Here is a 25,204-nt window from a genome sequence, read left to right as displayed (position 1 = left end):
CACGTCCGGCTGTCCGATCGCGAGGTCCGGCGGTATAACGGTCCGCATCGACCACTTCCGTGCGAGCGGCCATGAGAGACCAGGCGCTTTTCGACAAGATCGACCTTCACCTGATCCGGGTGCTGCACACCGTGCTGACCGACCGCAGCGTCTCGCGCGCCGCGATCCGGCTCGGGATGTACCAGCCGGCGGTGTCGGCCGCGCTCAAGCGGCTGCGCGAGCTCTCGGGCGATCCGCTGCTGGTGCGCTCGGGCTCGGGCATGGTGCCCACCGATGCCGGGCTGCGCATGATCGAGCCGGCCGCGAGCATCCTGCGCGCGGCCGAGATGCTGTTCTCCGATGCGCGCGGCTTCGACCCGCAATCGGCCAGCACCACCTTCCGCATCGCGGCCAGCGACTACATGGACCCGATCTTCCTGCCCATGCTGGTGGCGCAGGTCAAGCGCGAGGCGCCGCTGTGCCACATCGAGATCCATCCGCTGTCGCCCGACTCCGACTACCACGGCCACCTGTCGCTGGGGCAGGTCGACGTCGTGATCGGCAACTGGCTCAAGCCACCCGAGGACCTGCACATGGCACGCCTGTTCGGTGACGAGGTGGTGTCGCTGGTGAACCAGGACCATCCGGCGGTGCGCCGCGGCTGGGACCTTGAGACCTGGCTGCAGGCCGAGCACATCGCGCCCACGCCCATGCACCCGGGCGGGCGCGGCATCATCGACCAGATGCTCGACGAGCTCGGGCGCCAGCGCAACATCACGGCGCGCTGCGCGCACTTCGGGCTGATCCCCGACATGGTGGCCTCGAGCCTGCTGGTGCTGACCACCGGCCGCCAGTACTGCGAGCGCTTCGCCGCGCGGCTGCCGCTGAAGATCCTCGACTGCCCGGTGGCGCTGCCGCGGCTCATGTACTACCAGCTCTGGCACGAGCGCACCCACTCGTCGAGCTCGGCGCGCTGGCTGCGCGAATGCATCAAGGACGTGGCGGCCTCGCTGCGTCCGCCCACCCCGCCCGCGCGCGATGCGCGCGATCCGCCGCCCCTGGGCGCCTGACGGCGCCGGCCCCCTCACCAGAACCCCAAGGACCTCGAGGCGCGACCGAGCTCGCGTCAGGGACGGGCTCGGCCCGCTTTTTCTTCAGAACGACGCCGCACGACGCGACACGAGACAACACATCCCGGAGACAAGAAACCCATGAACTGGATCGACAAGGTGTTCAAGCTCAACGAACACAACACCACCGTGCGCACCGAGGTCATCGCGGGGCTCACCACCTTCCTGACGATGGCCTACATCATCTTCGTCAACCCCTCGATCCTCGGCGACGCGGGCATGCCCAAGGGCGCGGTCTTCGTCGCCACCTGCCTGATCGCGGCGCTGGGCACGCTGATCATGGGCCTGTACGCCAACTACCCGATCGCCATGGCGCCGGGCATGGGCCTGAACGCCTACTTCGCCTACGTGGTGGTGCTCGGCATGGGCTACACGTGGCAGACCGCGCTGGGCGCGGTCTTCATCTCGGGCTGCCTGTTCCTGATCGTCACGGTCACGGGGCTGCGCGAGCTGTTCATCCAGGGCATACCGCAGTCGCTGCGAACGGCGATCACGGTGGGCATCGGCATGTTCCTCGCGCTGATCGCGCTCAAGAGCGCGGGCGTGGTCGCGGCCTCGCCGGCCACCTTCGTGACGCTGGGCGACCTGCACTCGGCGCCGGTGGTGCTGGCCACGCTGGGCTTTTTGATCATCGTGGTGCTCGACAAGCTCAAGGTGCGCGGCGCGATCCTGATCGGCATCGTCACGGTCACGGTGCTGTCCTTCTTCTTCGGCGGCAACAAGTTCCACGGCGTGTTCGCGCCGCCGCCGTCGATCGCGCCCACCTTCATGCAGCTCGACATCCTGAGCGCGCTCAAGGGCGGCATCCTCAACGTGGTGCTGGTGTTCTTCCTGGTCGAGATGTTCGACGCCACCGGCACCCTGATGGGCGTGGCCAAGCGCGCCGGCCTGCTGGTGCCCGGCAAGATGGAGCGCATGAACAAGGCGCTGCTGGCCGACAGCGGCGCGATCTTCGCGGGCTCGCTGCTCGGCACCTCGAGCACCACGGCCTACGTGGAGAGCGCGGCCGGCGTGCAGGCGGGCGGTCGCACCGGCCTCACGGCCGTGGTGGTGGCGGTGCTGTTCCTGGCCTGCCTGATGATCTCGCCGCTCGCGGGCTCGGTGCCGGCCTATGCCACCGCGCCGGCGCTGCTGTTCGTGGGTTGCCTGATGCTGCGCGACCTGGTCGAGCTCGACTGGGAGGACACCACCGAGGTCATCCCCGCGGCCGTGACCGCGCTGGCCATGCCCTTCACCTATTCGATCGCCAACGGCCTGGCCTTCGGCTTCATCACCTACGCCGTGCTCAAGCTGTTCACCGGCCGGGCACGGGAAGTGCATGCCATGGTGTGGGTCATCGCCGCCATCTTCCTGTTCAAGTTCGTCTACGTGACGGGCCACTGAACCCGAAATCAGTCGAAGCCCCGGAGTCGGGGTCTTCCATCGCCCGGATTCCGTGGGCACGCTATTAAACTTATAGCTATCGACGTACATCGGAACCCGCGAGACGAGGCCCATTCCTGTACCGAACGAGACAACCCACGGAACCGGCATGACAACACCCAGACTCCAGCTCGCGCACATCACCAAGCGCTACCCGGCGGTGGTCGCCAACAGCGACATCTCGCTGGCGGTGCAACCGGGCGAGATCCACGCCGTGCTCGGCGAGAACGGCGCCGGCAAGTCGACGCTGATGAAGATCATCTATGGCTCGGTCAAGCCCGACGAGGGCAGCGTCGCCTTCGACGGCCAGCCGGTGAACCTGCGCAACCCGCAGCAGGCGCGCGCGCTGGGCATCAGCATGGTGTTCCAGCACTTCAGCCTGTTCGACACCCTCACGGTGGCCGAGAACGTCTGGCTCGGCCTCGACAAGTCGCTGGCGCTGGCCGACGTGGCGCGCAGCATCACGGCCAAGGCGAGCGAGTACGGCCTCGACATCGATCCCGCGCGGCCGGTCCACACGCTGTCGGTGGGCGAGATGCAGCGCGTGGAGATCATCCGCGCGCTGCTGACCGACCCCAAGCTGCTGATCCTCGACGAGCCGACCTCGGTGCTCACGCCGCAGGCGGTGGTCAAGCTGTTCGGGGTGCTCAACAAGCTGGCCTCCGAGGGCTGCAGCATCCTCTACATCAGCCACAAGCTGCACGAGATCCGCGAGCTGTGCACCGCCTGCACGGTGCTGCGCGGCGGCAAGGTCACGGGGGTGTGCAACCCGAAGAACGAGAGCAACGAGTCGCTGTCGCGGCTGATGATCGGCAGCGAGCCGCCGCCGCTCGAGCACCGGCCGGTGCATGCGGGCGCGGTGGCGCTGCGCGTGCAGGGCCTCACGCTGGCGCGCGAGGACCAGTTCGGCGTGGACCTCGAGGGCGTGTCCTTCGAGGTGCGCGCGGGCGAGGTGGTGGGCATTGCGGGCGTGTCGGGCAACGGCCAGAAGGAACTGCTCTACACGCTCTCGGGCGAGGACGTGCGCGCCGAAGCGGCGATGGTGCGGGTGTTCGACCAGCCGGCCGGCCGGCTGCGCCCGCGCGCGCGCCGTGCGCTGGGCCTGCACTTCGTGCCCGAGGAACGGCTGGGCCGCGGCGCGGTGCCCACGCTGGGGCTCGCGCACAACCTGCTGCTGACGCGCGGCGACGCGGTGGGCCGTGGCGGCTGGATCCGCACCGGCGCGCTCGAGCGCCAGGCCAGATCCATCATCGAGCGCTTCAAGGTCAAGGCCGGCGGCCCGAAGGCGGCGGCGCGCTCGCTGTCGGGCGGCAACCTGCAGAAGTTCATCGTCGGCCGCGAGATCGACGCCAACCCCAAGCTCTTCATCGTCTCGCAGCCGACCTGGGGCGTGGACGTGGGCGCGGCCGCGCTGATCCATGCCGAGATCCTCGCGCTGCGCGACGCGGGCTGCGCGGTGCTGGTGATCAGCGAGGAGCTCGACGAGCTCTTCAGCATCAGCGACCGGCTGCACGTGATCGCCAAGGGGCGGCTGTCGCCCTCGATCGACCGCGCGGCGGCCACGCTGGCGCAGATCGGCGAATGGATGAGCGGGCTGTGGCCAGGCCAACCCGGCAAGAGCCACAAGAATCAGGAGGCGGCCCATGCTTAAGCTCGAACCCCGTCCGGAGCTCTCGCGCTTCTGGACCTTCGCCTCGCCGATCCTGGCGCTGCTGATCACGGTGCTGATCGGCGTGGCGCTGTTCGCCGCGCTCGGCAAGGACCCGGTCAAGGGCCTGCTGGTGTTCTTCTACGAGCCGATCAAGAACGGCTATGCGCTGGGCGAGCTGACGGTGAAGGCCACGCCGCTCCTGATCATCGCGCTGGGCCTGGCGGTGTGCTTCCGCTCGAACGTGTGGAACATCGGGGCCGAGGGCCAGTTCGTGTTCGGCGCGATCGCCGCGGGCGGCGTGGCGCTGATGGCCGACAAGACCACGGGCGGCTGGATCGTGCTGGCGATCCTGGTGGCGGGCACGCTGGGCGGCATGGTCTGGGCCGGCATCGTGGCCTGGCTGCGCGACCGCTTCAACGCGAACGAGATCCTGGTGAGCCTGATGCTGGTGTACGTGGCGACGCTGCTGCTGAGCTACATGGTGTTCGGCCCCTGGAAGGACCCCAACGGCTACAACTTCCCGCAATCGAAGACCTTCGAGGCGGTGACGCAGATCCCGCGCCTGTTCAAGGGCTCGCGCGTGACGATCGGGGTGATCATCGCGCTGGTGGGGGTGGGGGCGCTGTGGGTGTTCCTGTTCCGCACGCGCGCGGGCTTCGCGCAGCAGGTCGGCGGCCTCGCGCCCGCGGCGGCGCGCTATGCGGGCTTCTCGGCGCGCCGCGCGGTGTGGATCGCGCTGCTGACCTCGGGTGGCGCGGCCGGCCTGGCCGGTGCGCTCGAAGTGGCGGGCCCGCTCGGCCAGCTCACGCCCTACGTGCCGGCCGGCTACGGCTTCGCGGCCATCATCGTGGCCTTCGTCGGCCGCCTGCATCCGGTGGGGATGGTGTTCTCGGCGATCCTGATGAGCATGTTCTACATCGGCGGCGAGCTCGCACAGTCGCGTCTCGGGCTGCCGAAATCGCTGACGGGGGTGTTCCAGGGGCTGCTGCTGTTCACGCTGCTGGCTTGCGATACCTTGATTGCCTATCGGGTTCGTCGCAAGGCCGCTGCGAAGGCTGCCGTGCTCACGACGAGTTCTCTGCAGGCGAGTACGCCTTTGACGGCGCCCGTTGCGCGTACGACCGAGGGGGCGCTGTGATGACGTCCTGTTCATTGTTTGTGCAGATCGACCGATCGGGGTGGGCTCACGCCGACGGGGTACTCCCCTCCGCGAATGTCCCCCGGCCTGCGGCCTCCTCCTTGATTTCGCTGCGGGGAGTACCCCATCGGCGTGAGCCTGGACGCGACCGTAGAACCGGCTGCACGACGACTGCGCTCCCGTGCACAGGGCAGTGGGTGCTTCCCGCAGCGAAATCAAGGAGGAGCCCGAAGGGCGGGGGACATTCGCGGAGGGAAGTACCCGCTGTCCTGTGCACGCGCCCCGACCGTCCCCTCTGCAACCCAAGCACCGAGAGCCACTAAAAAATGGACAGCTACGCACTCCTGCTCGGCTCCACCCTGAGCGCCGGCACCGTCCTCGCCATCGCCGCGCTCGGCCTGCTCATCAACGAGAAAGCCGGCATCGTCAACCTCGGCGCCGAGGGCATGATGCTGTGCGCCGCCATCGCCGGTTTCGCGACCGTGGTGACCACCCACAACCCCTGGCTCGGCCTGCTCGCCGGCATGGCCGCCGGGGCCTTGCTGGCCGCCTTCTTCGGCGTGCTCGTCATCTGGCTCAACACCAACCAGTACGCCACCGGCCTCGCGCTGAGCCTGTTCGGTGTCGGCTTCTCGGCCTTCGCCGGCATCAACTTCGTGCAGGCCAAGCTGCCCGAGAGCGCGAGCTATGCGATCCCCGTGCTGGCCGACATTCCGCTGCTCGGCCCCGCGCTGTTCCGCCATCACCCGATGGTCTACGTCGCCGTGCTGCTGACCGTCGGCCTGATCTGGTTTCTCTACCGCACGCGCGCCGGCCTCGTGCTGCGCTCGGTCGGCGAGTCGCCCGAATCGGCGCATGCGCTGGGCTATCCGGTGCGGCGCATCCGCCTGCTGGCCGTGATCGCGGGCGGGGCGCTGTGCGGCCTCTCGGGCGCCTATCTCTCGACCGTCTACACCCCGCTGTGGGTCGAGGGCATGGTCGCGGGCCGCGGCTGGATCGCACTGGCGCTCACCACCTTCGCCACCTGGCGGCCGATGCGCGTGCTGCTCGGCGCCTACCTGTTCGGCGGCGTCTCGATGCTGGGCTTCCACCTGCAGAGCAGCGGCGTCGACGTGCCCTCGCAGTTCCTCAGCATGCTGCAGTACATCGCGCCCATCGTGGTGCTGGCCCTGATCTCGCGCAACCCCGCATTCATTCGCGTCAACATGCCGGCTTCGATCGGGAAACCGTTCTACCCCGGCTCATAATCGCGGTTTTCGTTTTTCCGCCAACCCGTCCTTTTTGAGGATTTCCGACAATGAATGATCTGAACAAGCGCTCCCTGCTCAAGCTCGCCGCCCTCACGGCGGTCGCTTCGGCAGCCTTGATCGGCTGCGGCAAGAAAGAAGAAGCGGCAGCACCGGCCGCCGCGCCCGCACCGGCTCCGGCACCCGCCGCCGCCGCGCCGGCCCCGGCAGCGCCGCTCAACATCGCATTCGCATACATCGGACCCGTGGGCGACGGCGGCTGGACCTTCGCGCACGACAACGGCCGCAAGGCGCTCGAGAAGGAATTCGGCGACAAGATCAAGACCACCTTCGTGGAAAGCGTGCCCGAGGGCGCCGACGCCGAGCGCGTGTTCCGCGACATGGTCGGCCAGGGCAACAAGCTGATCTTCGGCACCACCTTCGGCTACATGGAGCCCATGCTCAAGGTGGCCAACGACAGCAAGGACGTCAAGTTCGAGCATGCCACCGGCTACAAGACTGCCGAGAACATGCGCACCTACGACAGCCGCACCTACGAAGGCGCGTACATGGCCGGCATCATCGCGGGCGCCATGACCAAGTCGAACACGCTCGGCGTCGTCGGCTCGGTGCCGATCCCCGAGGTGCTGCGCAACATCAACAGCTTCACGCTCGGCGCCCAGTCGGTCAACCCGAAGATCACGACCAAGGTTGTGTGGGTCAACGAGTGGTTCAGCCCGCCGAAGGAAACCGAGGCCGCCACCGCCCTGATCAACGGCGGCGCCGACATCCTGTTCCAGAACACCGACTCGCCGGCCGTGCTCAAGACCGCGCAGGAAAAGGGCAAGCGCGCCTTCGGCTGGGACTCCGACATGACCGCCTACGGTCCCAAGGCCCACCTGGGCTCGGCCACCATCAACTGGGCGCCGTACTACATCAAGGCCACCCAGGACGCGCTCGACGGCAAGTGGGCCACCGGCCAGGCTTGGTGGGGCGTCAAGGAAGGCGCCATCGACCTCGTGTCGATCGCCGAGGACGTGCCGGCCGAGGCCAAGGCCAAGGTCGACGAGGTCAAGAAGGGCCTGAAGGACGGCAGCTTCTCGATCTGGAAGGGCCCGATCCTCGGCCAGGACGGCAAGGAAGTGGTCGCCAAGGACGCGGTGGCCGACGACAAGTTCCTGACCGGCATCAACTTCTACGTCAAGGGCGTCGAAGGCAAGGTGCCGGGCGGCGACAAGAAGTAAACAAGCAGGCGGCTTCGCGTCGCGATGCAGGCAAGGCCGCCTTCGGGGCGGCCTTTTTCATGGAGGATCCGTTCGATGCCGCGCAGTCTTCGCCCCTTCGTTGCCGCCGTCCTCGCGGCGCTGGTCTCGCTGCCCGCCGCCGCGGCCGGCGAGGCGCCGCCGCGTTTCTCGAAGGACGAGCAGCCGCTGCGCCAGGCCGTCGAGGATGCCGCGATGTGCTTCCACTTCGCCGGCGAATTCGGCGGCGACGGCTCGGCGCGCGACCGCGAGGTGAAGCGGGAGATGGCCAAGGTCTGCAAGGACGAGAGCCAGCAACGCGTGATGCAGGCCTACCGCAAGAACCCGCGCGACCGGCGGCTCTATCCCTCGGTGCTGATGCTCGATGGAATGGTCAAGGGGCCGGCGCTGACCGAGGCCGAGAAGGCGCGGCTGTGCGCGGTGGCGAAGACGGAGCTGGTGTGTCCCTGAGCCCGTTCGCGCAGCACGGCTTCTCGGTGCGCCTCGAATGGGGCCTGGCGGCCATCGAGCGGCTCGGGCCCGACGCGGACTGCATCGTCGTCGTCGACGTCATGTCCTTCTCCACCTGCGTCAGCATCGCCGTGGACCGGGGCGCCATCGTCCATCCCTATCCCTGGAAGGACGAGAGCGCGCAGCGCTACGCCGAGGCGCGCGGCGCCGAGGTGGCCAGCGGCAGGCAGCGCTTCGCGCGGGGCTGGTCGCTGTCGCCGCAGTCGATGCTGGCCGCGCATCAAGGCCTGCGCCTCGTGCTGCCGTCGCCCAACGGGTCCGCCTGCGCCTACCGTGCGAAGGCCCTGGGCAAGGCCGTCTATTGCGCCGGCCTGCGCAACCTGCGCGCGACCGCGGCCGCCTGCGCGCCGCATGCGTGCGTGCTCGTGGTGCCCTGCGGCGAACGCTGGCCCGGCGACGCGGGCTTGCGTCCCAGCCTCGAGGACCACGTCGCGGCCGGCGGCATCGTCTCGGCGCTCGGACGCGCGGACGCCTCGCCCGAGGCACGCGCCGCCGCGCTGGCCTTCGAAGGGCTCGGCGCGCAGCGGGCGCGGGTGCTGGCCGAATGCGGCTCGGCCGTGGAGTTGCGCGAACGCGGCTTCGCCGACGACGTCGCGCTGTGCCTGCAGGAGGACGCGAGCCGCATCGCCTGCCGGCTCGAGGGCGATCGCTTCGTCGCCGAGCCGCAGCCGCAGGGCTGAGCGGCCGCGCCTGCGTCCTGGGCCTACAGCCGCGTTCCGGCCGCCCGGGGATACTCGGCACAGGGCCGGTGTCGCGAGCGCCGGCCGTTCCCTGTCGCCTCCCTGGGTTCACCGATGCGCAACTCGATCGACTTCACATCCTGGCAAGGCCTGCTCTCGACCCTGCTCGGCTTGGTGCTCGTGTCGCTGGTCGCGGTCGGCATCCGCATCGTCGTGATGCTCAGCGTGCAGCAGCGGCGCGAGCGGCAGAACCGGCAGATCAACGAGCGGCTCAAGACCCTGATCGCGGCCTACAAGGTGCTCGGCGGCTCGTTCACCGGCGAGCTCGCGGTCGACCCCAGCCATCTGCGCGAGCTGCGCACGCGCGGCCTGCAGGCCGAGGCCGAAGGCGGCGCCGATGCCGGCCTGCCCGCCTCGGACCGCCGCCGCCGCATCCGCGATGCGGTCGAGACCGCGCTGTCCGACGTGATCCTGCTCGGCACCGAGGAGCAGGTGCGGCTGGCCGCGAAGGCCGCGGCAGACATGGTCGCGGGCCGCAGCGTGGAGACGGCCGAGCTCGTGGTCTCGCTGCGCACCTTCATCCGCGCGGTGCTCGACCTCGATCCGGTGCCGCCGACGCTCGGCATCCCGAAGCAGGGGCCGCTGCGGCTCAAGGGCACGGCCGCGCGCGGCGAGCGCGCGGGCGGTGGCGGTGGCAATGCCGGCGGTGGTGCCGGTGGCAAGGGCGGAGGTGGCGGCATGGGCGGCGGCGGCATGGGCGCCGGCATGGGCGCGGGCCTCGGTGCCGGCGTGGGCCTGCACCATGGCGCGTCCGAGGCCGAAGCGCTGCCCGCGTCGGTCGGCCTGCCGCGCGAGACCGATCCCTGAAGCGCGCCGCCATCGAACAGACACCTCCCACGTCCACAGTCATTCCCATGCTCGAACGCAGCGCAGCCCACTTCCCCCAGTTCTCCCGCCTCGCACCCGACTTCGACCTCGAGGACGTGCAGCCGCCGGCCTCCGAGGCCGAGATCGCCGCACTCGAGCAATCGCTGGGCGTGCCGTTGCCGGAGTCCTACAAGCAACTGCTGCGCTGCAGCCGCGGCTTCATGCTGATGGGCGGTGTCGTGCAGTTCGGCGACCAGCATCCGTTCTTCCACGAGTTCGAACCGCTCGATCGGCTCGGCGAGGCGCAGCGCGCCGTGGTCCAGCGCCGCGGCGGCAGCTGGCCGCCGCCGTCGAACGGCATGCTGTGCTTCGCGGAGTTCTTCATGGAGGCCGACGGCGACCAGGTGCTGTTCGACGTGAGCCGGGGGCTGGTCGATGGCGAGTACCCGGTCGTCTACTACGCGCATGCCGCGTCGCCGGCCTCGGTGCGCGTGCTCGCGCGCTCGTTCGGCGAATTCATGGAAGCCTTCCTGCGCTACGAGGAATTCGCCGACGAAGACGATGAATGAACGAGGATCCCCTGATTCGCGCACCGCGCCGACGCCCATGACCCACGATTCCCTCGACGCCCCTTCGCTCGCGCTCGTCGATGCCTGCAGCCAGGCCTCGCTCGCGCTGCTCGAAGCCAACCTCACGCCGCACGGCATCCTGGCCGCGAGCCGCACCGAGGCCGCGGTGGCGCGGCGCTACACGCGCATCTTCGGGCGCGACGCCGCGATCTGCGTGATGGCGATGTGCGGCAGCGGCGTGCCGGCGCTCGAGCAGGGCGCGGTCGCGAGCCTCGACGCGCTCGCGGCGCAGCAGGCGGCCAACGGGCAGATCCCGAAGTACGTCGACCCCGAGGGCCAGGACGCCGACTTCTGGTATCTGGGCTGCATCGACGCCACGCTGTGGTGGCTGATCGCGGTGGACCACGTGCGCCGCCACGGCCAGGTGGGCGCCACGCACTGGGCCGATGGCGTGCAGCGCGCGATCGGCTGGCTGCTGGCGCAGGAGCACCAGCACTTCCGGCTGTTGCAGCAGAACGAGGCCAGCGACTGGGCCGACATCATGCCGCGCTCGGGCTACGTGCTCTACACCAACGCGCTGTGGTTCGACGTCAAGCGCCGCTTCGGGATCGCGCAGGCCGACGAGACCCGGCACCACTTCAACCACCTGTTCAATCCGTTCCAGCGCGACCTGCCCGAATACCACCGCGCGCGGCTGCTGCAGCACTATGCGCGGCGCGGTCGGCGCGATCCGGGGCTGTACCTGAGCTTCGTCAACCTCGCGGTGGTGGGCGACGAGGGCGACGTGTTCGGCAACGTGCTGGCGATCCAGGCCGGGCTGGCCGACGAGGCGATGGCGCACCGCATCGCCAACACCATCGAGGGCGCGCGCGCGAGCGATCCCTACCCGGTGCGCGTGGTGCTGCATCCGCTGTCGCCGCAGCACGAGCTGTGGCGCGCCTACATGGGCCGGCACCGGCAGAACCTGGTGCACCAGTACCACAACGGCGGCATCTGGCCCTTCGTGGGCGGCTTCTGGGCGATGGCGCTCGCGAAGCTGGGACTCGCGGCCGAGGGTTGGGCCGAGCTCGCGAAGCTGGCGCGCGCCAACGAGCTCGACGGCTGGCGCTTCACCGAATGGTTCCATGGCCGCACGCTGGCGCCGATGGGCATGGCGGGCCAGAGCTGGAATGCCGCCACCTTCCTGCTGGCGCGGCGCGCGCTCGAGGGCGACGCCACGGCCTGGTGAGGGGGCGCTCGAGGGCGGCCGGTTCCCGGTTGCGGCATACTCGCCACCCCCCGCAATCTCCAATCTGCCTCTCGCACAAGACCCCCGCATGGACAAGGAAGTCGACCCCAAAGTACTCGCCGTCATCGATGAGATGCGCCTCTCCGGCCCCCGGCTCACGCCGGTCGACATCGTCGCCAAGATGGGGGTGTTCGACGCGCGCGAGAAGGCCTCGGACCACGCCTGGCTCGCCACCGGCGACAACGTGATCGCCACCATCTGGGGCGAGTACGTGAACCTCGGCGAGGGCGGGCGCTGGTTCTGCCTCGAGTCGCTCGACGTGCAGTTCCGCCCCGGCGGCGGCCCGCGCTCCGCGTTTCAGTCGCAGCGCGCCGCCGACCGCCTCGCGCTGCTCAAGCGCACCTTCGATGCCGGCCAGAATTTCCGCGCCGTGGTGCAGACCAACCGCATCGCCATCGGCGAGATCGAGACCAACCGCAGCGCCAAGGTCTCGACGCGCGTGCGCGACGACGCCGAATGGCATGTCGCGAGCTGGGAACCCGAGCGCAAGTTCGCGGTGCTGGTGCGCGGCCCGCGCGACTGGGCCCCTGACGAGGCCGCGATCCAGGCCGCCCGCGCCAAGGGCAACGTGCCCGACGAGGCCGTGGCCGGTGCCGATGGCGCCTCGAAGCTGGGCTCGGCCGAGGCCGTGCAGGAGGCCGCCATGGACTACGTGATGCGCCACTTCAAGGGCTACGGCTACAACGCCGAGGACGTGCGCAGCCAGAAGACCGGCTACGACATCGTGGTGTCGAACGCGAAGGGCGTGACCCTGCTCAAGGTCACGGTCAAGGGCACGGCCTCGGGCTTCCCGACCTTCCGCCTCACGCGCGAGGAGCAGCTGAGCTCGGTCGGCGAGCCGCTGTGGCGCCTGCTGGTGGTGTCCGACGTGGCGACCCCCACGGCCGCGCACAAGATCTACAAGCCCACCGAGATGACGCAGGCGCCCGGCTTCGAGCCGCTCTGATCCGTCAGGCCTGAGGCTGCTGCTGCGCGGCCTGCAGCTGCGCCGCCATCTTCTGGTGGATCAGGTTCACGGCCTTGAGCGGGCGCAGCATCACCTTGAACTCGGTGATCTTGCCCGCGTCGTTCCAGCGGATCATGTCGACCCCGTTGACCACGATGCCGTCGAGCTCCACCTCGAACTCGAGCACCGCGTCGCGCTCGGCCTTCACTTCGCGCACGTAGCGGAAGCTCGGGTTGAAGAAGACCTCGAAGGCCGCGGCCAGATAGCGGCGCGTGATCTCCTTGCCGACCTGCGGCTTGTGCACCACCGGCGAATGGAAGACGGCGCTCTCGTCGAGCAGCACGTCGAGCCCCGCCGCGTCGCGCGTCTTCACGAGCTGGTGCCAGGTGGAAAGGGTGTCGATCGACATGTCGTGTTTCCGATGCAGTGGGTGGATGGAGCACGCCATGGTATCGGCTGGCGGCCCTGGGCGTGCTATTCGTCGGCGCTCGAAAACGCCCTGAGCACGGCCACGCCCCTGAAGACCCGCCAGAGCCCGAAGGGCACCAGCAGCGCGCTGGCCAGCCGATGCAGCGGCGGCGCCAGGGACAGCGCGCCCCAGATCCCGAGCGCGGCGATGAACAGGCCGCCGACGATGTTGACCACGCCGCCGCCGAGCCACTGCACCTGGAGCAGCCGCGCTGTCAGCGACAGCATGCGGTCGGCCACCTTCAGTCCGAGCCGGTCGGCCAGCACATAGAGCCCGAGCAGCAGCAGCGGCGCCACGGCGATGCCGATCAGTAGATACGCCGCGATGCCGACCAGGGTGTGCATGCGGCCCAGCTTATCAAGCGGGGCGCCGGCTCAGGAGAAGCGATCGAGCAGGCTGTACCAGGCCACGCCGGCCGCGATGTAGAAGCGCTGCAAGCCATGCAGCGGGATCGGCTGGAGCGGTGTCACCGGGTACGGGAAATCCGCCCCCGGCTGCAACAGCCGCGCCGCCACGTGCCGGCCCATGCTGGTGGCCAGCGCGATGCCGCGCCCGTTGTAGCCCAGCGCGATCGTGAGGCCCGGCGCGGGCGTGTGCACATGCGGCATGAAGTCGCGCGTGACGGCGATGCGGCCGGCCCAGCGGTACTCGTACTCGAGCGGCCCGAGCTGCGGAAACAGCAGTTCGAGCGAGCGCTCGAGGTGCGCGAAATCGGCCGGCCCCGCCGGGTCGGCGAAGTGGCCGCGCCCGCCCATCAGCAGCCGGCCCTGCGCGTCCTTGCGGAAGTACAGCAACAGGCGCTGCGAGGTCGAGGCGGTCTCGCCGCCCGGCAGGATGGCGTGCGCGGCCGCGCCCTGCAGCGGCGCGGTCGCGACGATGAAGCTGTTGGCCGCGAGCACCGTGCGCGAGAGGCCGGGCCACAGGCCGCCGGTGTAGCCATTGGTGGCGATCAGCACCTGGTCGGCGACCACGCTCGCGCCGCTGGCCGTGGCCGCGTGCCACTGCGTACCGCGGCGCTCGAGCGAGGTGACCGCGCTGCCGCCGTGCACCGATGCGCCCGCCGCCTGCGCGGCGCGCACCAGCCCGCGCGTGTAGGCCAGCGGCTGGATGCCGCCTGCGCGGCCGTCGAGCCAGCCGCCCGCGAAGGCGTCCGTCCCCAGGCGCGCCGCGACCTCGTTGCGGTCGAGCATCTGCGTGGCTGCGCCGCGCCGCGCCCATTGCTCGGCGCGCGCATGCATGGCGGCGATGTGCTGCTGCGAATAGGCCACCTGCAGCCAGCCCTTGCGCACCGGCTGGCAGTCGATGCCGTGGCGCTCGATCAGCTCGAACACCAGGTCGGCCGAGCGCGAGACCGCGTCGATCAGCGGCTCGGCGCGCGCGGCGCCGTAGAGCCGCACCAGCTCGTCGGGATCGTGCTTGAGCGTGGGATTGACCTGGCCGCCGTTGCGCCCCGAGGCGCCCCAGCCCGGCTCGTGCGCCTCGAGCACGCAGACCTTGGTGCCGGCCTCGGCCAGGTGCAGCGCGGCCGACAGGCCCGTGAAGCCGGCGCCGACGACCAGCACGTCGGCGCGCTGCGCGCCGGCCAGCGGCGGCGTCGGTGGCGCGGGCGGCGCGGTGGCGGCCCACAGCGAAGGAGGCAGCGTCGCTGGCGATGTCGCGATGCTCACGCGCGCACCTCCGCCGACGGATGCAGCACGCGGCGCAGGAAGTCCTGCGTGCGCGCCTGGCGCGGCGCGCCCAGCACCTGCGCGGCCGGGCCTTCCTCGACGATGCTGCCGCTGTGCAGGAAGCACACGCGGTCGGCCACCTCGCGCGCGAAGCCCATCTCGTGCGTGACCACGATCATGGTCATGCCCTCGTCGGCCAGCGCGCGCATCACGCCGAGCACGTCGCCCACGAGTTCGGGGTCGAGCGCCGAGGTGGGTTCGTCGAACAGCATGGCCTCGGGCTTCATCGCGAGCGCGCGCGCGATCGCCACGCGCTGCTGCTGGCCGCCCGAGAGCTGCGCCGGCCAGGCCTGCGCCTTCTCGGCCAGCCCGACCTTGGCGAGCAGCGCGAGCGCCTCCTCGCGCGCCTGCGCCGGGTTCTGGCGCAGCACGTGCACCGGGCCCTCCATCACGTTCTCGATCACGGTGCGGTGCGGGAACAGGTTGAAGCGCTGGAACACCATGCCCATGCGGCTGCGCAGCCGGTGGATGGCGGGTGAGTTCCGGTCCACGCGCTCGCCGAAGGCGCGCACCTCGCCGCCCTCGTACGACTCGAGGCCGTTGATGCAGCGCAGCACCGTCGACTTGCCCGAGCCCGAGGGGCCGATCAGGCACACCACCTCGCCCTTGTCCACGCGCAGGCTCACGCCCTGCAGCACGCGGTGCGCGCCGAAGCGCTTCTCCAGGCCTTCGACGTGGATCATGGCTTCCTCCTTCCGGCGCCGAAGCGCGCCTCGAGCCGGCGCAGGCCCCAGACCAGCGGCAGGCTCATCAGCAGGTAGAGCAGCGCGACCAGCGTGTAGACCGTCATGTTCTGGAAGGTGGAGGAGGCGATCAGCTGGCCGGCACGCGTCATCTCGGCCACCGTGATGGTCGAGACCAGCGAGGAGTCCTTGAGCATCATCACCAGCGTGTTGCCGTAGGGCGGCAGCGCGATGCGGAAGGCCTGCGGCAGGATCACGCGCCGCATGATCAGCGCCGAGCGCATGCCCATGGCCTGCGCGGCCTCGCGCTGGCCCGGGTCGACGGCCTCGATGCCGGCGCGGAAGTTCTCGGCCTGGTAGGCCGAGTAGGCGATGCCCAGGCCGATCACGCCGGCCTGGAAGGCCGTGAGCTGCACGCCGAACTCGGGCAGCACGAAGTAGATGTAGAACAGCTGCACGATGATCGGCAGCCCGCGGATCACGTTGACGATCACCGCGCCGGTCCACGAGACGGCGCGCACCGGCGAGAGCTTCATCAGCGCCAGCGCGAGGCCGAGCACGCTGCTCAGCAGGAACGACAGCACGGTGACCTGCACCGTGACCACCGCGCCCTGCAGCAGGATCGGCAGGAAGTCCTGCGCGTGTTGGAAAAACGAGGAGGCCATGGCTCAGCGCGCGCTCAGATGCCCCATTTCTGGACGATCTTCGCCAGCGTGCCGTCGGCCTTGATCGCGGCGATGGCCTTGTTCAGCCGCGCCAGCGTCTCGGTGTCGCCCTTGCGCACCACCAGGCAGACGTCGCCCACGTTCACCGGCTTGTAGCTGTCGACCAGCTTCACGCCCGGGAAGGTGTTCTGCCGGATCTGGTAGGCCATGATGGGCTGGTCGCCGAGGCCGGCCTTGATGCGGCCGAGCGAGAGGTCGCGCGTCATGTCGGCCACCGAGTCGTAGCTGCGCACCTCCTTGAAGATGCCCTTCTTGGTGAGCATGTCGAGGAACACGGTGCCGACCTGCGCGCCCACCACCTCGCCCTTGAGCTCGTCGAGCGTGGCGTAGGCGCGGGTGTCGTCGGCCTTGACGATCAGGCCCTCGCCGTACGAATAGACCGGATCGCTGAAGTCGACCACTTCCTGGCGCGCGGGCGTCTTGAGCATGGCGGCCGAGACGATGTCGATCTTGCGCGCCGTGAGCGAGGGGATCAGCGCCGAGAACACGGTCTGCTGCACGTTGACCGTGAAGCCGCCGGCCTTGCCGACCGCGGTGACGGTGTCGACCATCATTCCCTGGATGCTGTTGCTCTTCACGTCGAGGAAGGTGAAGGGCACGCCGGTGGCGGTGGCGCCCACGTTGAAGCTGGCCGGGGCCGCGCCCTGGGCCGCCGCGAGCGAGGCGGCGCCGGCGATGCAGAGGCCGAGCGCGAGGCGGCGCAGCGGGCGGAGGTGGCGAACGATGCGATTCATGGAAGCACTCCTCAGGACAAGAGAGAGAAAGGAAGGAAGCGAAGGAAGCGGGGTCAACGCAACATGCATGCCAATAATCGATTCGATCGACTCTTTAATCAATAAATGAAAACCACTAGTCGAATTGATCGTATCGATATTCGATATTTCACTGGGCGCTAGCTATACTTCGACGCCATGGACCCCACGACCGCCCCCACCGGGACCGCCGACGACGCGGCGCCCGAGGACAGCCAGAGCCTTCTCTTCAACCAGTCGCTCGAGAAGGGCCTGGCCGTGCTGCGCGCCTTCAGCGCGCGGCGGCGCACCATGACGCTGGCCGACGTGGCCGCGGCCACCGACATCACCAAGAGCTCGGCCCAGCGCATGGTCTTCACGCTCGAGAAGCTCGGCTACCTGCGCAAGCATTCGAAGACGCGGCGCTACCAGCTCACGCCGCGCGTGATGGAGATCGGCTTCAACTACCTCGCGGCCAATGCGCTGATCGACGTGGCGAACCCGTACCTGTCGGAACTGACCAAGGTGACGACCGAGACCTCCTGCCTCACCGAGCCCGACGGGCTGGACATGGTCTACGTGGCGCGCTTCGTGAGCGCGCAGTTCGTGCCGGTGCACATGCCGATCGGCAGCCGCATCCCGATGTACTGCACCGCCTCGGGCCGCGCCTTCCTGAGCGCGCTGCCCGAGGACGAGGCGCGCGCGCTGATCGAGGCCTCGGACCGGGTGGCCCACACCACCCACACGCTGACCGAGGTCGAGGCGATCCTGGCCACCTTGCGCCAGGCGCGGCTGCAGGGCTTCGCGACCAATGCCGAGGAGCTGTTCCTCGGCGACATGACCATCGCCGCGCCGGTGCTCGGCAGCCAGGGCCGGCCCGTGGCCTCGGTGCACGTGGTCGCGCCCACCAGCCGCTGGACGCTGGAGGAGGCGGTGCGCAAGCTGGCGCCCACCTTGCTCTTGTGCGCGCGCTCGCTCACGAGCTCGGCGCGCAGCCTCGATTGAGGCCATACGGTTTCGCGCATTGCGCGGCCGCGGGCAGCCTTTATGCTCGCGCGAACGCAACGCCCCACGGCGCCCCCCATGCGCCAGACCCCACCATGACCGACTTCCGCCCCGCCGCCGACCACCTGCGTTTCGACGCCATTCCCGCCGAGCGCCTGCCCGAGCTGCTGCGCGCCATGCCCAAGGCCGAGCTGCACATGCACATCGAGGGCTCGCTCGAGCCCGAGCTGATCTTCGCGCTCGCGCAGCGCAACGGCGTGGCCATTCCCTACGCCAGCGTCGAGGAGCTGCGCCAGGCCTACGCCTTCACCAACCTGCAGAGCTTCCTCGACATCTATTACGCGGGCGCGAGCGTGCTGCTCAAGGAGCAGGACTTCTTCGACATGGCCTGGGCCTACCTCGAGCGCGCCGCGGCCGACCACGTGGTCCACACCGAGATGTTCTTCGACCCGCAGACCCACACCGCGCGCGGCGTGGCGATGCAGACCGTGGTCGACGGCCTGCACCGCGCCTGCGTCGAGGCGAAGGACCGGCTGGGCGTGAGCGCCTCGCTGATCCTGTGCTTCCTGCGCCACCTGAGCGAGGAAGAGGCCTTCGAGACCCTGGAGCAGGCGCTGCCCCATCGCGACAAGTTCATCGGCGTGGGGCTCGACTCGAGCGAGGTCGGCCATCCGCCCGAGAAGTTCGCGCGCGTGTTCGCGCGCTGCCGCGAACTGGGCCTTCACCTCGTGGCCCATGCGGGCGAGGAGGGCCCGCCCGACTACGTGTGGAGCGCGCTCGACGTGCTCAAGGTGGAGCGCGTCGACCACGGCGTGCAGAGCGCGAAGGACCCGGCGCTGATGCAGCGGCTGGCGCAGGACCGCATCCCGCTGACCGTGTGCCCGCTGTCGAATCTCAAGCTGTGCGTGTTCCCCGACCTCGCGCAGCACAACCTCGGCACCCTGCTCGACGCGGGCCTGGTCGCCACGGTGAACTCCGACGACCCGGCCTACTTCGGCGGCTACATGAACCAGAACTTCACGCAGACCTTCGAGGCCACCGGCCTGGGCGCGCGCCACGCCTGGCAGCTCGCGGCCAACAGCTTCGAGGGCAGCTTCATCGACGAGGCTGCCAAGCGCGCCTACGTGGAGCGGCTCAACGCCGTCTTCGCCGACTTCGGCGCCTGACAGGCACCGGCGGAGGTCGAAGGTGCGCGCGGCGCCAGCAGCGGCACCGCGACCAGCGCGCAGCCGGCCGCCGCGAGCCACACCAGCGGCCAGCCCTGCGCCGCCATCAGGTGCGGGATCGAGAACGGCGTGACGAAGCAGACCAGGAACACGCTCGTGTTCGCCATGCCCAGCGCCGTGCCGGCGCGCGCGGCGCCGGCCAGCGTGGCGAGCTCGGTGTAGGCCACGCCGTGCCAGGCCGAGACGCAGATGCCGCTCACGCCCAGCAGCACGACCAGCGCGATGCGCAGCGCCTGCGACTTGGCGGCCGCCTGCGCGCCGGTGCAGAACACCAGCAGCGCGAGCAGCGCGAACAGCGCCACGCTGAGGCTGGCGCAGGCGCGCAGGTAGGCCGGCCGGTTGCCGCGCCGGTCGGTCCAGCGCCCGCTCCACACGCGCATCGCCATCGCGCCGGCCTGCAGCGTGACCATGGCGGCGGTGATGGTCGCCAGGCCCGCATGGCCGAAGTCGTGCAGGAACACCGTGCCGAAGGACAGCACCGCGAACTGTGGCGCGCAGAGGATGCCGATGCCCGCGACGATGCGCCACACGCGCGCATCGCGCAGCGGGCCGGTGCGCGGCGCGCTCGATGACGTCGATGCGATGGCGGGCCGTGCGGCGCGTTCCGGCGGCGGCTCGTGCACCCAGGCCCAGGCCATCCCCGCGCTGAGCGCGCACAGCAGCGCGAGCACGCCGTAGAGCGCCGCGAAGCCGAGGTGCAGCGCGAGCCACGGCAGCACCAGCGCGCCGACGGCGCCGCCCAGCGGCACGGCGGTCTGGCGGATGCTCATCGCGAGGCCGCGCTCGCCGGCCGCGAACCAGGTCATCACTGCACGGCCGCTGGCGCCGTTGACGCTGCCGCCGAGCAGCCCGACCAGCAGCAGCCCGCCGCCGAGCAGGCCCAGGCCCGGGACGTGGCCGGCCGCGGGCGCGGCCCACAGCGCCATCGCCGCCAGGGCCAGCGCGGTGGCGCCCAGGCCCAGCAGCAGCACCGGGCGGTCGCCCCAGCGGTCGGTCAGCAGGCCCCAGGGCAGCTCGCTGACCGCGATGCCCAGGCCCATGAGGCCCAGCACCAGGCCGAGCGTGGCGTTGTCGAGCTGGTAGCCCGAGCGCATCAGCACGGCGGTCATCGGGATGCCGCTGAAGGCGACCGAGAAGGCGGCGTTGGCCGCGACGCCCGCGCTCAGCACTTTCCAGCGGTGGCGCGGCGGGAGCGGGGTGGGGGAAGGGGCGGAATGGGTCATATGCGGCCGCAGTCTCCGCGCTTGCGAAGGTTTTGAAAATCAGAAAATAATCGTCGAATCGTTCGAAAAAACAGGATGGTTGCGATGTCCCAGGTGATGTTCGATCTCGACGTGCTGCGCAGCTTCTCGACCGGCGTGGCGCTCGGCAGCTATGCGCGCGCGGCCGACCGGCTCGGCCGCTCGACCTCGGCGGTCAGCGCCCAGCTCAAGAAGCTCGAGTCGCAGGCCGGCACGGTGCTGTTCCGCAAGGCCGGCCGCGGGCTGGAGCTGACCGACGCGGGCGAGACCCTGCTGGCCTACGCGCACCGCCTCCTGGCGCTCAACGAGGAGGCGGGCGCCGCGATGCGCGGCGTCGACCTCGAGGGCTGGGTGCGGCTCGGGCTGCAGGAGGACTTCGGCGAGACGTTGCTGCCCGCGGTGCTGGGCCGCTTCGCGCGCGCGCATCCCAAGGTGCGCATCGAGGCCTGCGTGGCGCGCAGCGGCGACCTGCGCGAGCGGCTCGAGCTCGGCAAGCTCGACCTCGCGCTGGCCTGGGACGCGGGCGAGCAGCCGATCTCCGCCCATGCGCAGCGCGTGGCGCGGCTGCCGCTGCAGTGGATCGGCCCGGTCGATCCGGCGATGTGCGATGCGCCCTGGTGGAAGGAGCGCGAGCGCGGCGCGGCGGCCGCGCGCAGGACGCAGGAGCCCCTGCCGCTGGTGCTGCTCGACGCGCCCTGTCCGCTGCGCGCTATCGTCACCGATGCGCTCGACCGCGCGGGCGTGCCCTGGCGCCATGCCTTCGCGAGCAGCAGCCTGGCCGCGCTGTGGGCCGCGAGCTCGGCCGGCCTCGGCCTCTCGGTGCGCACGCCCTTCGGCCTGCCGCGCCAGGTGCGGGCCATCGATCGCACGCTGCTCGGCCTGCCCGCGCTGCCGCAGATGTCGCTGTCGCTCTACCGCGCGCAGGCGCAGGCGGAAGCGCCGGCCGCGCGGCTGGGCACCTTGCTGCTGGAGGCGGTGCGCGAGCATGTGCAGGGCGAGGGGAGCGTGCTGCACTGAGTCCGGGGCCGGGCCGACCGTTCTTCGGCGCAGTGAGGGCAATGCCTCATACCGCCTGCTCGTGGATCGCCCCAGAATGGGGCGCAGAAGACAAGAGACAAGACGAGACAAGCCGGTCCATGGCCACCCCGAAGAACTTCCTGCACCTGTGGGACGACAGGTTCCTCTACATCACGCCGGCGATCCAGTCGGGCCTGACCGCGCGCTCCTCGGCCACGGTGCTGGCCTCGGTGAGCGGGCATCCGTTCATGCTCGAGGCGGCCGACGGCACGCGCACGTACTGCACCGCCGCCGTGGTGGCGCCGCACGTGGCGCGCCGGCTCGCGGTCGAGGGCTGCGGGCTGCTGTCGCTCAACATCGATCCGGCCTCGGTCGCCTATCGCATGCTCTCGCGCCAGCTCGGCGGGCACGGCATCCAGGTGCTCGATGCGCGCCGCTTCGGCCGCCTGCGCGAGGGCTTCGAGCCCGCGCAGGCCGGCGCGCTCGACGATGCCGCGCTGCAGGCGCTGAGCCGCGGCCTGGTGGAGACCATCACCGGCAGCCCCGAGCGCCGCATGCCCAACGATCCGCGCATCGAGCGCGTGCTCGACGCGATCCGCCACCGCGCGGGCGCGGTGTCGCTGCGCGAGCTGTCGGCCGTGGCTTGCCTCTCGCCCGACCGGCTCACCCACCTGTTCGCGCAGCAGGTGGGCGTGTCGATCAAGCGCTATGCGCTGTGGACCAAGGTGCGACGCACGGTCCAGCAGTTCACCGGCCAGCGCCCGTTGACCGACGTCGCGCTGACCAGCGGCTTCACCGACGCGGCCCACATGAGCCGCACCTTCAAGAGCTACTTCGGCCTCGCGCCCTCGTTCCTCGCGGGCAAGGTCGAGGTCAAGGCCGACGAGCAGGCCTCGCAGGCCTGGGGCCACGGCGCGGCCCCGATGCATTCCTGAGCGCCTGCTGAAGCGGCGCGCGCGCGGTCGCAATACAGCGGCTTCGTTCAAGCCAGCCCCCTGCGCGCTGCCTAAGCTGGCGAGGCTCCATCAAGAGAGCATGACCGAGCATTCACAGGAGACATCCGACATGAGACAAGACAATCCGCGCGGCCGGAGGCGGCCGCTCGCCCTCGCATTCACGGCCACCGCGCTGGCCGCGGCAGCCACGCTGCTGGTCGCCTGTGGCGGCGGTGGAGGAGGAGGCAGCGGCTTCTTCCCGATCGGACCGATCAACCCGCCGCCGGCCGAGAACGCCACCTACAAGGCCGAGATCCGCCGCACCGCGATGGGCGTGCCGCACATCAAGGCCGACAACTGGGCCGGCGCGGGCTACGGCTACGGCTATGCGCAGGCGCAGGACGACCTGTGCACCATGGCCAACTCCTTCCTCACCTACCGCGGCGAGCGCTCGCGCTACTTCGGCGCCGACGCGCAGATCCCGTTCAGCAGCACCATCGGTCGGCCGAAGAACATCGATTCCGACTTCTTCCACAAGCACGTGATCTCGGACGACGTGGTGTCGGCCATGCTCAAGCAGCAGCCGGACACGCTGCTGAAGCTGGTGGACGGCTTCGCCGCGGGCTACAACCGCTACGTGCGCGAGATCAAGGCCGGTGGCAGCGCGGGTGCCAATGCGGCCTGCCGCAACGAGCCCTGGGTGCAGAGCGTAACGCGCGAGGACATCTTCCGCCGCATGTACTCGGCCAACCTCGCGGCCGGCCTCAGCAACTTCCTGCCGGCGATCGCGAACGCCACCGCGCCGGCCGCGGCGAAGATGGCGAAGGCCGGCGGGCGCGGCAGCGTCACCGGCGGCATCACGCAGCTGGCCGCCGCGGAGTTGCGCCGGCCCGACTTCCAGGTCGGCGGCCACGAGGGCGTGGGCAGCAACATGATCGGCTTCGGCACCAGCGCCACCGGCGATGCGAGCCCGCTGCTGTTCGGCAACCCGCACTGGTACTGGCGCGGCCCGGACCGCTTCTACCAGGCGCAGCTCACCATCCCGGGCCAGCTCAACATCAGCGGCACCTCGTTCCTCGGCATCCCGGTGATCCTGATCGGCTTCAACGACAACATCGCCTGGAGCCACACGGTGTCGACCGCGAACCGCTTCGGCCTCTACCAGCTCACGCTCGCCTCGGGCGATCCGACCAGCTACATGCGCGACGGCGCGGCGGTGAAGATGCAGGCCGCGAGCATCACGGTGCAGGTCAAGCAGTCGGGCGGCGGCGTGGTGCCCGTGACGCGCACGCTGTACAAGTCGGAGTACGGCCCGATCGCGAACCTGGCGAGCATGAACGCGGCGCTGGGCTGGAGCCAGGCCAGCGCCTTCGCGATCCGCGACGTCAACGCCGACAACTTCCGCCTGTTCCGCAACTGGCAGCGCTGGAACCAGGCCAAGTCGCTCGACGAGTTCATCGCGATCCAGAAGGAAGAGGTCGCGATCCCGTGGGTCAACACCGTGGCCGTGGGCCGCGGCGCCGCGAAGGCCTGGTATGCCGACATCGGCGCCATCCCCAACGTGTCGACCGAGCAGACGGCGCAGTGCACCACGCCAGTGGGCCTGGCGCTCGCGGACGCGCTGCCGGGCGTGCCCGTGTTCGACGGTTCGCGCAGCGCCTGCGACTGGCAAAGCGATGCCGACTCGCCGCAGAAGGGCATCATCGGCGCCGCGCGCCTGCCCAGCCTGCAGCGCGACGACTACGTGGCCAACATGAACGACAGCTACTGGCTCGCCAACCCGAAGGCGCCGATGACGGGCTACCCGCCCATCATGGGCCCGGCCGGCACGCAGGAGGTGAGCTTCCGCACCCGCATGGGCAACCTGCTGGCGCAAGGGCGCATCGACGGCAGCGACAGCTACGGCGCCAAGGGCGCGACCGCCGACACGGTCAAGCGCATGGTGCTCAACAGCCGCGCGCTGACGGCCGAGCTGTTCAAGGACCAGGCGCTGGCGATGGTGTGCGCGAAGGCGACCATCAACGTCGCGGCCGACCCGCTGGACAACGCGGCCATCGGGCGCGACATCGACGTGAGCGGCGCCTGCGCCACGCTGCGCGCCTGGAACAACGCCGGCACGCGCGATGCGCGCGGCGCCCACGTGTGGGACGAGTTCTGGGATCGCGCCGAGCGCCTGCCTGCGGCCTCGCTCTACGCCGTGCCCTTCGACCCGGCCGACCCCATCCACACGCCGCGCGACCTCAAGCCCAGTGCCGCCGCCGCGCTGTCGACGGCCTTCGGCGCCGCCGTCGCGAAGGTGCAGGCCAGCGGCTTCGCGGTCGACGCAACGCGCGGCGAGGTGCTGTTCGCCACCCGCGGCGGCCAGAAGATCCCGCTGTACGGCGGCTGCGGCGGCCCGGGCTACTTCACCATTGCCTGCTCGGACAACCCGCTCGACAAGGGCGGCTACACCATGGACAACGACCCGAACGGCAACAGCTACATGCAGATCGTGCGTTTCCCGGCCGGCGGCGTGGAGGCCCATACCTTCCTGACCTTCTCGCTGTCGGACGATCCAGCCTCGGCGCACAACGCCGACTACACCCGCGCCTACAGCGCCGGGCAGTGGCTCAAGGTGCCGTTCTCCGAAGCCGAGATCCAGGGCGATGCGGCGCTGAAGACCAGTTCGATCAGCGAATGAGCGAATGAGGCGCGGAGCGCCGTTCGTCGGAACAGCCAAGAAAGGTTGAACTTCGTCGCACGGGCCCGCTCCCATCGTTCACTGCGTTGCCGAGGTG

Annotated in this window: 24 protein-coding genes; 17 read left to right on the top strand and 7 right to left on the bottom strand. The window is 70.1% G+C overall.

The window, feature by feature from the left end:
- Positions 1-71: 71 nt before the first annotated feature.
- From AC07PU_RS22720 to AC07PU_RS22665, 12 genes are all read left to right on the top strand, one after another.
- The gene (locus AC07PU_RS22720; protein ID WP_057592004.1) at positions 72-1,049 is read left to right on the top strand and encodes a LysR family transcriptional regulator; all 978 of its coding nucleotides are present in this window, start codon (positions 72-74) and stop codon (positions 1,047-1,049) included.
- Positions 1,050-1,190: 141 nt separating this feature from the next.
- The gene (locus AC07PU_RS22715) at positions 1,191-2,492 is read left to right on the top strand and encodes an NCS2 family permease (protein ID WP_093340442.1); all 1,302 of its coding nucleotides are present in this window, start codon (positions 1,191-1,193) and stop codon (positions 2,490-2,492) included.
- Positions 2,493-2,640: 148 nt separating this feature from the next.
- On the top strand, positions 2,641-4,182 hold the full coding sequence (locus AC07PU_RS22710) for an ABC transporter ATP-binding protein (RefSeq protein ID WP_296797459.1): 1,542 nt from the start codon (positions 2,641-2,643) through the stop codon (positions 4,180-4,182).
- Positions 4,175-5,320 carry an ABC transporter permease gene (locus AC07PU_RS22705; RefSeq protein WP_057591999.1) on the top strand — a complete coding sequence of 382 codons (1,146 nt, stop codon included), beginning with the start codon at positions 4,175-4,177 and terminating at the stop codon, positions 5,318-5,320. Before AC07PU_RS22710 ends, AC07PU_RS22705 begins: the two co-directional genes overlap by 8 nt.
- Positions 5,321-5,646: 326 nt before the next feature.
- A complete protein-coding gene (locus tag AC07PU_RS22700; RefSeq protein WP_093340438.1) occupies positions 5,647-6,567 on the top strand; it encodes an ABC transporter permease in 921 nt (306 codons plus the stop codon).
- A gap of 50 nt (positions 6,568-6,617) precedes the next feature.
- On the top strand, positions 6,618-7,790 hold the full coding sequence (locus AC07PU_RS22695; protein WP_057591996.1) for a BMP family ABC transporter substrate-binding protein: 1,173 nt from the start codon (positions 6,618-6,620) through the stop codon (positions 7,788-7,790).
- A gap of 75 nt (positions 7,791-7,865) precedes the next feature.
- Positions 7,866-8,258 carry a hypothetical protein gene (locus AC07PU_RS22690; protein ID WP_495320725.1) on the top strand — a complete coding sequence of 131 codons (393 nt, stop codon included), beginning with the start codon at positions 7,866-7,868 and terminating at the stop codon, positions 8,256-8,258.
- Positions 8,249-8,998 (top strand): 2-phosphosulfolactate phosphatase, encoded by a 750-nt coding sequence (locus AC07PU_RS22685; RefSeq protein WP_495320723.1) that lies wholly within the window; start codon positions 8,249-8,251, stop codon positions 8,996-8,998. The genes AC07PU_RS22690 and AC07PU_RS22685 overlap by 10 nt, the downstream gene beginning before the upstream one ends.
- A 114-nt stretch (positions 8,999-9,112) precedes the next feature.
- Positions 9,113-9,865, top strand: coding sequence for a hypothetical protein (locus AC07PU_RS22680; protein WP_495320721.1), 753 nt, complete (start codon positions 9,113-9,115; stop codon positions 9,863-9,865).
- Positions 9,866-9,912: 47 nt separating this feature from the next.
- The gene (locus AC07PU_RS22675; RefSeq protein ID WP_495320720.1) at positions 9,913-10,434 is read left to right on the top strand and encodes an SMI1/KNR4 family protein; all 522 of its coding nucleotides are present in this window, start codon (positions 9,913-9,915) and stop codon (positions 10,432-10,434) included.
- Positions 10,435-10,471: 37 nt separating this feature from the next.
- On the top strand, positions 10,472-11,662 hold the full coding sequence (locus AC07PU_RS22670) for a glycoside hydrolase 100 family protein (protein ID WP_495320718.1): 1,191 nt from the start codon (positions 10,472-10,474) through the stop codon (positions 11,660-11,662).
- A gap of 88 nt (positions 11,663-11,750) precedes the next feature.
- Positions 11,751-12,668 carry a protein NO VEIN domain-containing protein gene (locus tag AC07PU_RS22665; RefSeq protein WP_495320716.1) on the top strand — a complete coding sequence of 306 codons (918 nt, stop codon included), beginning with the start codon at positions 11,751-11,753 and terminating at the stop codon, positions 12,666-12,668.
- Positions 12,669-12,672: 4 nt separating this feature from the next.
- On the opposite strand, the gene AC07PU_RS22660 is transcribed toward AC07PU_RS22665, so the two are convergent.
- The 6 genes from AC07PU_RS22660 to AC07PU_RS22635 form a co-directional block, all read right to left on the bottom strand.
- Positions 12,673-13,077 carry a nuclear transport factor 2 family protein gene (locus AC07PU_RS22660; protein ID WP_208508465.1) on the bottom strand — a complete coding sequence of 135 codons (405 nt, stop codon included), beginning with the start codon at positions 13,075-13,077 and terminating at the stop codon, positions 12,673-12,675.
- A gap of 65 nt (positions 13,078-13,142) precedes the next feature.
- A complete protein-coding gene (locus AC07PU_RS22655; RefSeq protein WP_495320714.1) occupies positions 13,143-13,481 on the bottom strand; it encodes a hypothetical protein in 339 nt (112 codons plus the stop codon).
- Positions 13,482-13,511: 30 nt separating this feature from the next.
- Positions 13,512-14,804 (bottom strand): NAD(P)/FAD-dependent oxidoreductase, encoded by a 1,293-nt coding sequence (locus tag AC07PU_RS22650; protein WP_495320712.1) that lies wholly within the window; start codon positions 14,802-14,804, stop codon positions 13,512-13,514.
- Entirely contained in the window at positions 14,801-15,547 is a 747-nt protein-coding gene (locus tag AC07PU_RS22645) for an amino acid ABC transporter ATP-binding protein (RefSeq protein WP_209544154.1), read from the bottom strand. Before AC07PU_RS22645 ends, AC07PU_RS22650 begins: the two co-directional genes overlap by 4 nt.
- Complete coding sequence (ehuD, locus tag AC07PU_RS22640) at positions 15,544-16,212, bottom strand: ectoine/hydroxyectoine ABC transporter permease subunit EhuD (protein ID WP_495320709.1); 669 nt, start codon at positions 16,210-16,212, stop codon at positions 15,544-15,546. The genes AC07PU_RS22645 and ehuD overlap by 4 nt, the downstream gene beginning before the upstream one ends.
- 14 nt (positions 16,213-16,226) lie before the next feature.
- A complete protein-coding gene (locus AC07PU_RS22635) occupies positions 16,227-17,006 on the bottom strand; it encodes an ABC transporter substrate-binding protein (protein ID WP_203202304.1) in 780 nt (259 codons plus the stop codon).
- A 177-nt stretch (positions 17,007-17,183) separates the two neighbouring features.
- Here AC07PU_RS22635 and AC07PU_RS22630 point away from each other — a divergent pair, with 177 nt between their 5' ends.
- Positions 17,184-18,008: an IclR family transcriptional regulator gene (locus tag AC07PU_RS22630; protein ID WP_495320707.1), complete on the top strand. Its 825-nt coding sequence runs from the start codon at positions 17,184-17,186 to the stop codon at positions 18,006-18,008.
- Between the two features lie 95 nt (positions 18,009-18,103).
- Entirely contained in the window at positions 18,104-19,174 is a 1,071-nt protein-coding gene (locus tag AC07PU_RS22625) for an adenosine deaminase (protein ID WP_495320705.1), read from the top strand.
- On the opposite strand, the gene AC07PU_RS22620 is transcribed toward AC07PU_RS22625, so the two are convergent.
- A complete protein-coding gene (locus AC07PU_RS22620; RefSeq protein WP_495320703.1) occupies positions 19,129-20,457 on the bottom strand; it encodes an MFS transporter in 1,329 nt (442 codons plus the stop codon). The two genes, AC07PU_RS22625 and AC07PU_RS22620, sit on opposite strands and share 46 nt — an antisense overlap.
- 84 nt (positions 20,458-20,541) lie before the next feature.
- Here AC07PU_RS22620 and AC07PU_RS22615 point away from each other — a divergent pair, with 84 nt between their 5' ends.
- The 3 genes from AC07PU_RS22615 to AC07PU_RS22605 all read left to right on the top strand — a co-directional run bounded on the left by AC07PU_RS22615 (position 20,542) and on the right by AC07PU_RS22605 (position 25,107).
- Positions 20,542-21,492, top strand: a complete 951-nt coding sequence (locus AC07PU_RS22615) for a LysR substrate-binding domain-containing protein (protein WP_495320701.1) — start codon at positions 20,542-20,544, stop codon at positions 21,490-21,492.
- A gap of 119 nt (positions 21,493-21,611) precedes the next feature.
- Positions 21,612-22,427 (top strand): helix-turn-helix domain-containing protein, encoded by an 816-nt coding sequence (locus tag AC07PU_RS22610; protein WP_398498860.1) that lies wholly within the window; start codon positions 21,612-21,614, stop codon positions 22,425-22,427.
- A 130-nt stretch (positions 22,428-22,557) separates the two neighbouring features.
- On the top strand, positions 22,558-25,107 hold the full coding sequence (locus AC07PU_RS22605; RefSeq protein ID WP_495320699.1) for a penicillin acylase family protein: 2,550 nt from the start codon (positions 22,558-22,560) through the stop codon (positions 25,105-25,107).
- Positions 25,108-25,204: the final 97 nt, after the last annotated feature.

The sequence above is a fragment of the Variovorax sp. GW821-FHT10D07 genome (genome assembly GCF_059415325.1).
Note: the sequence above shows the minus strand (reverse complement) of the source record. Positions and strands in the feature narration are given on the sequence as shown.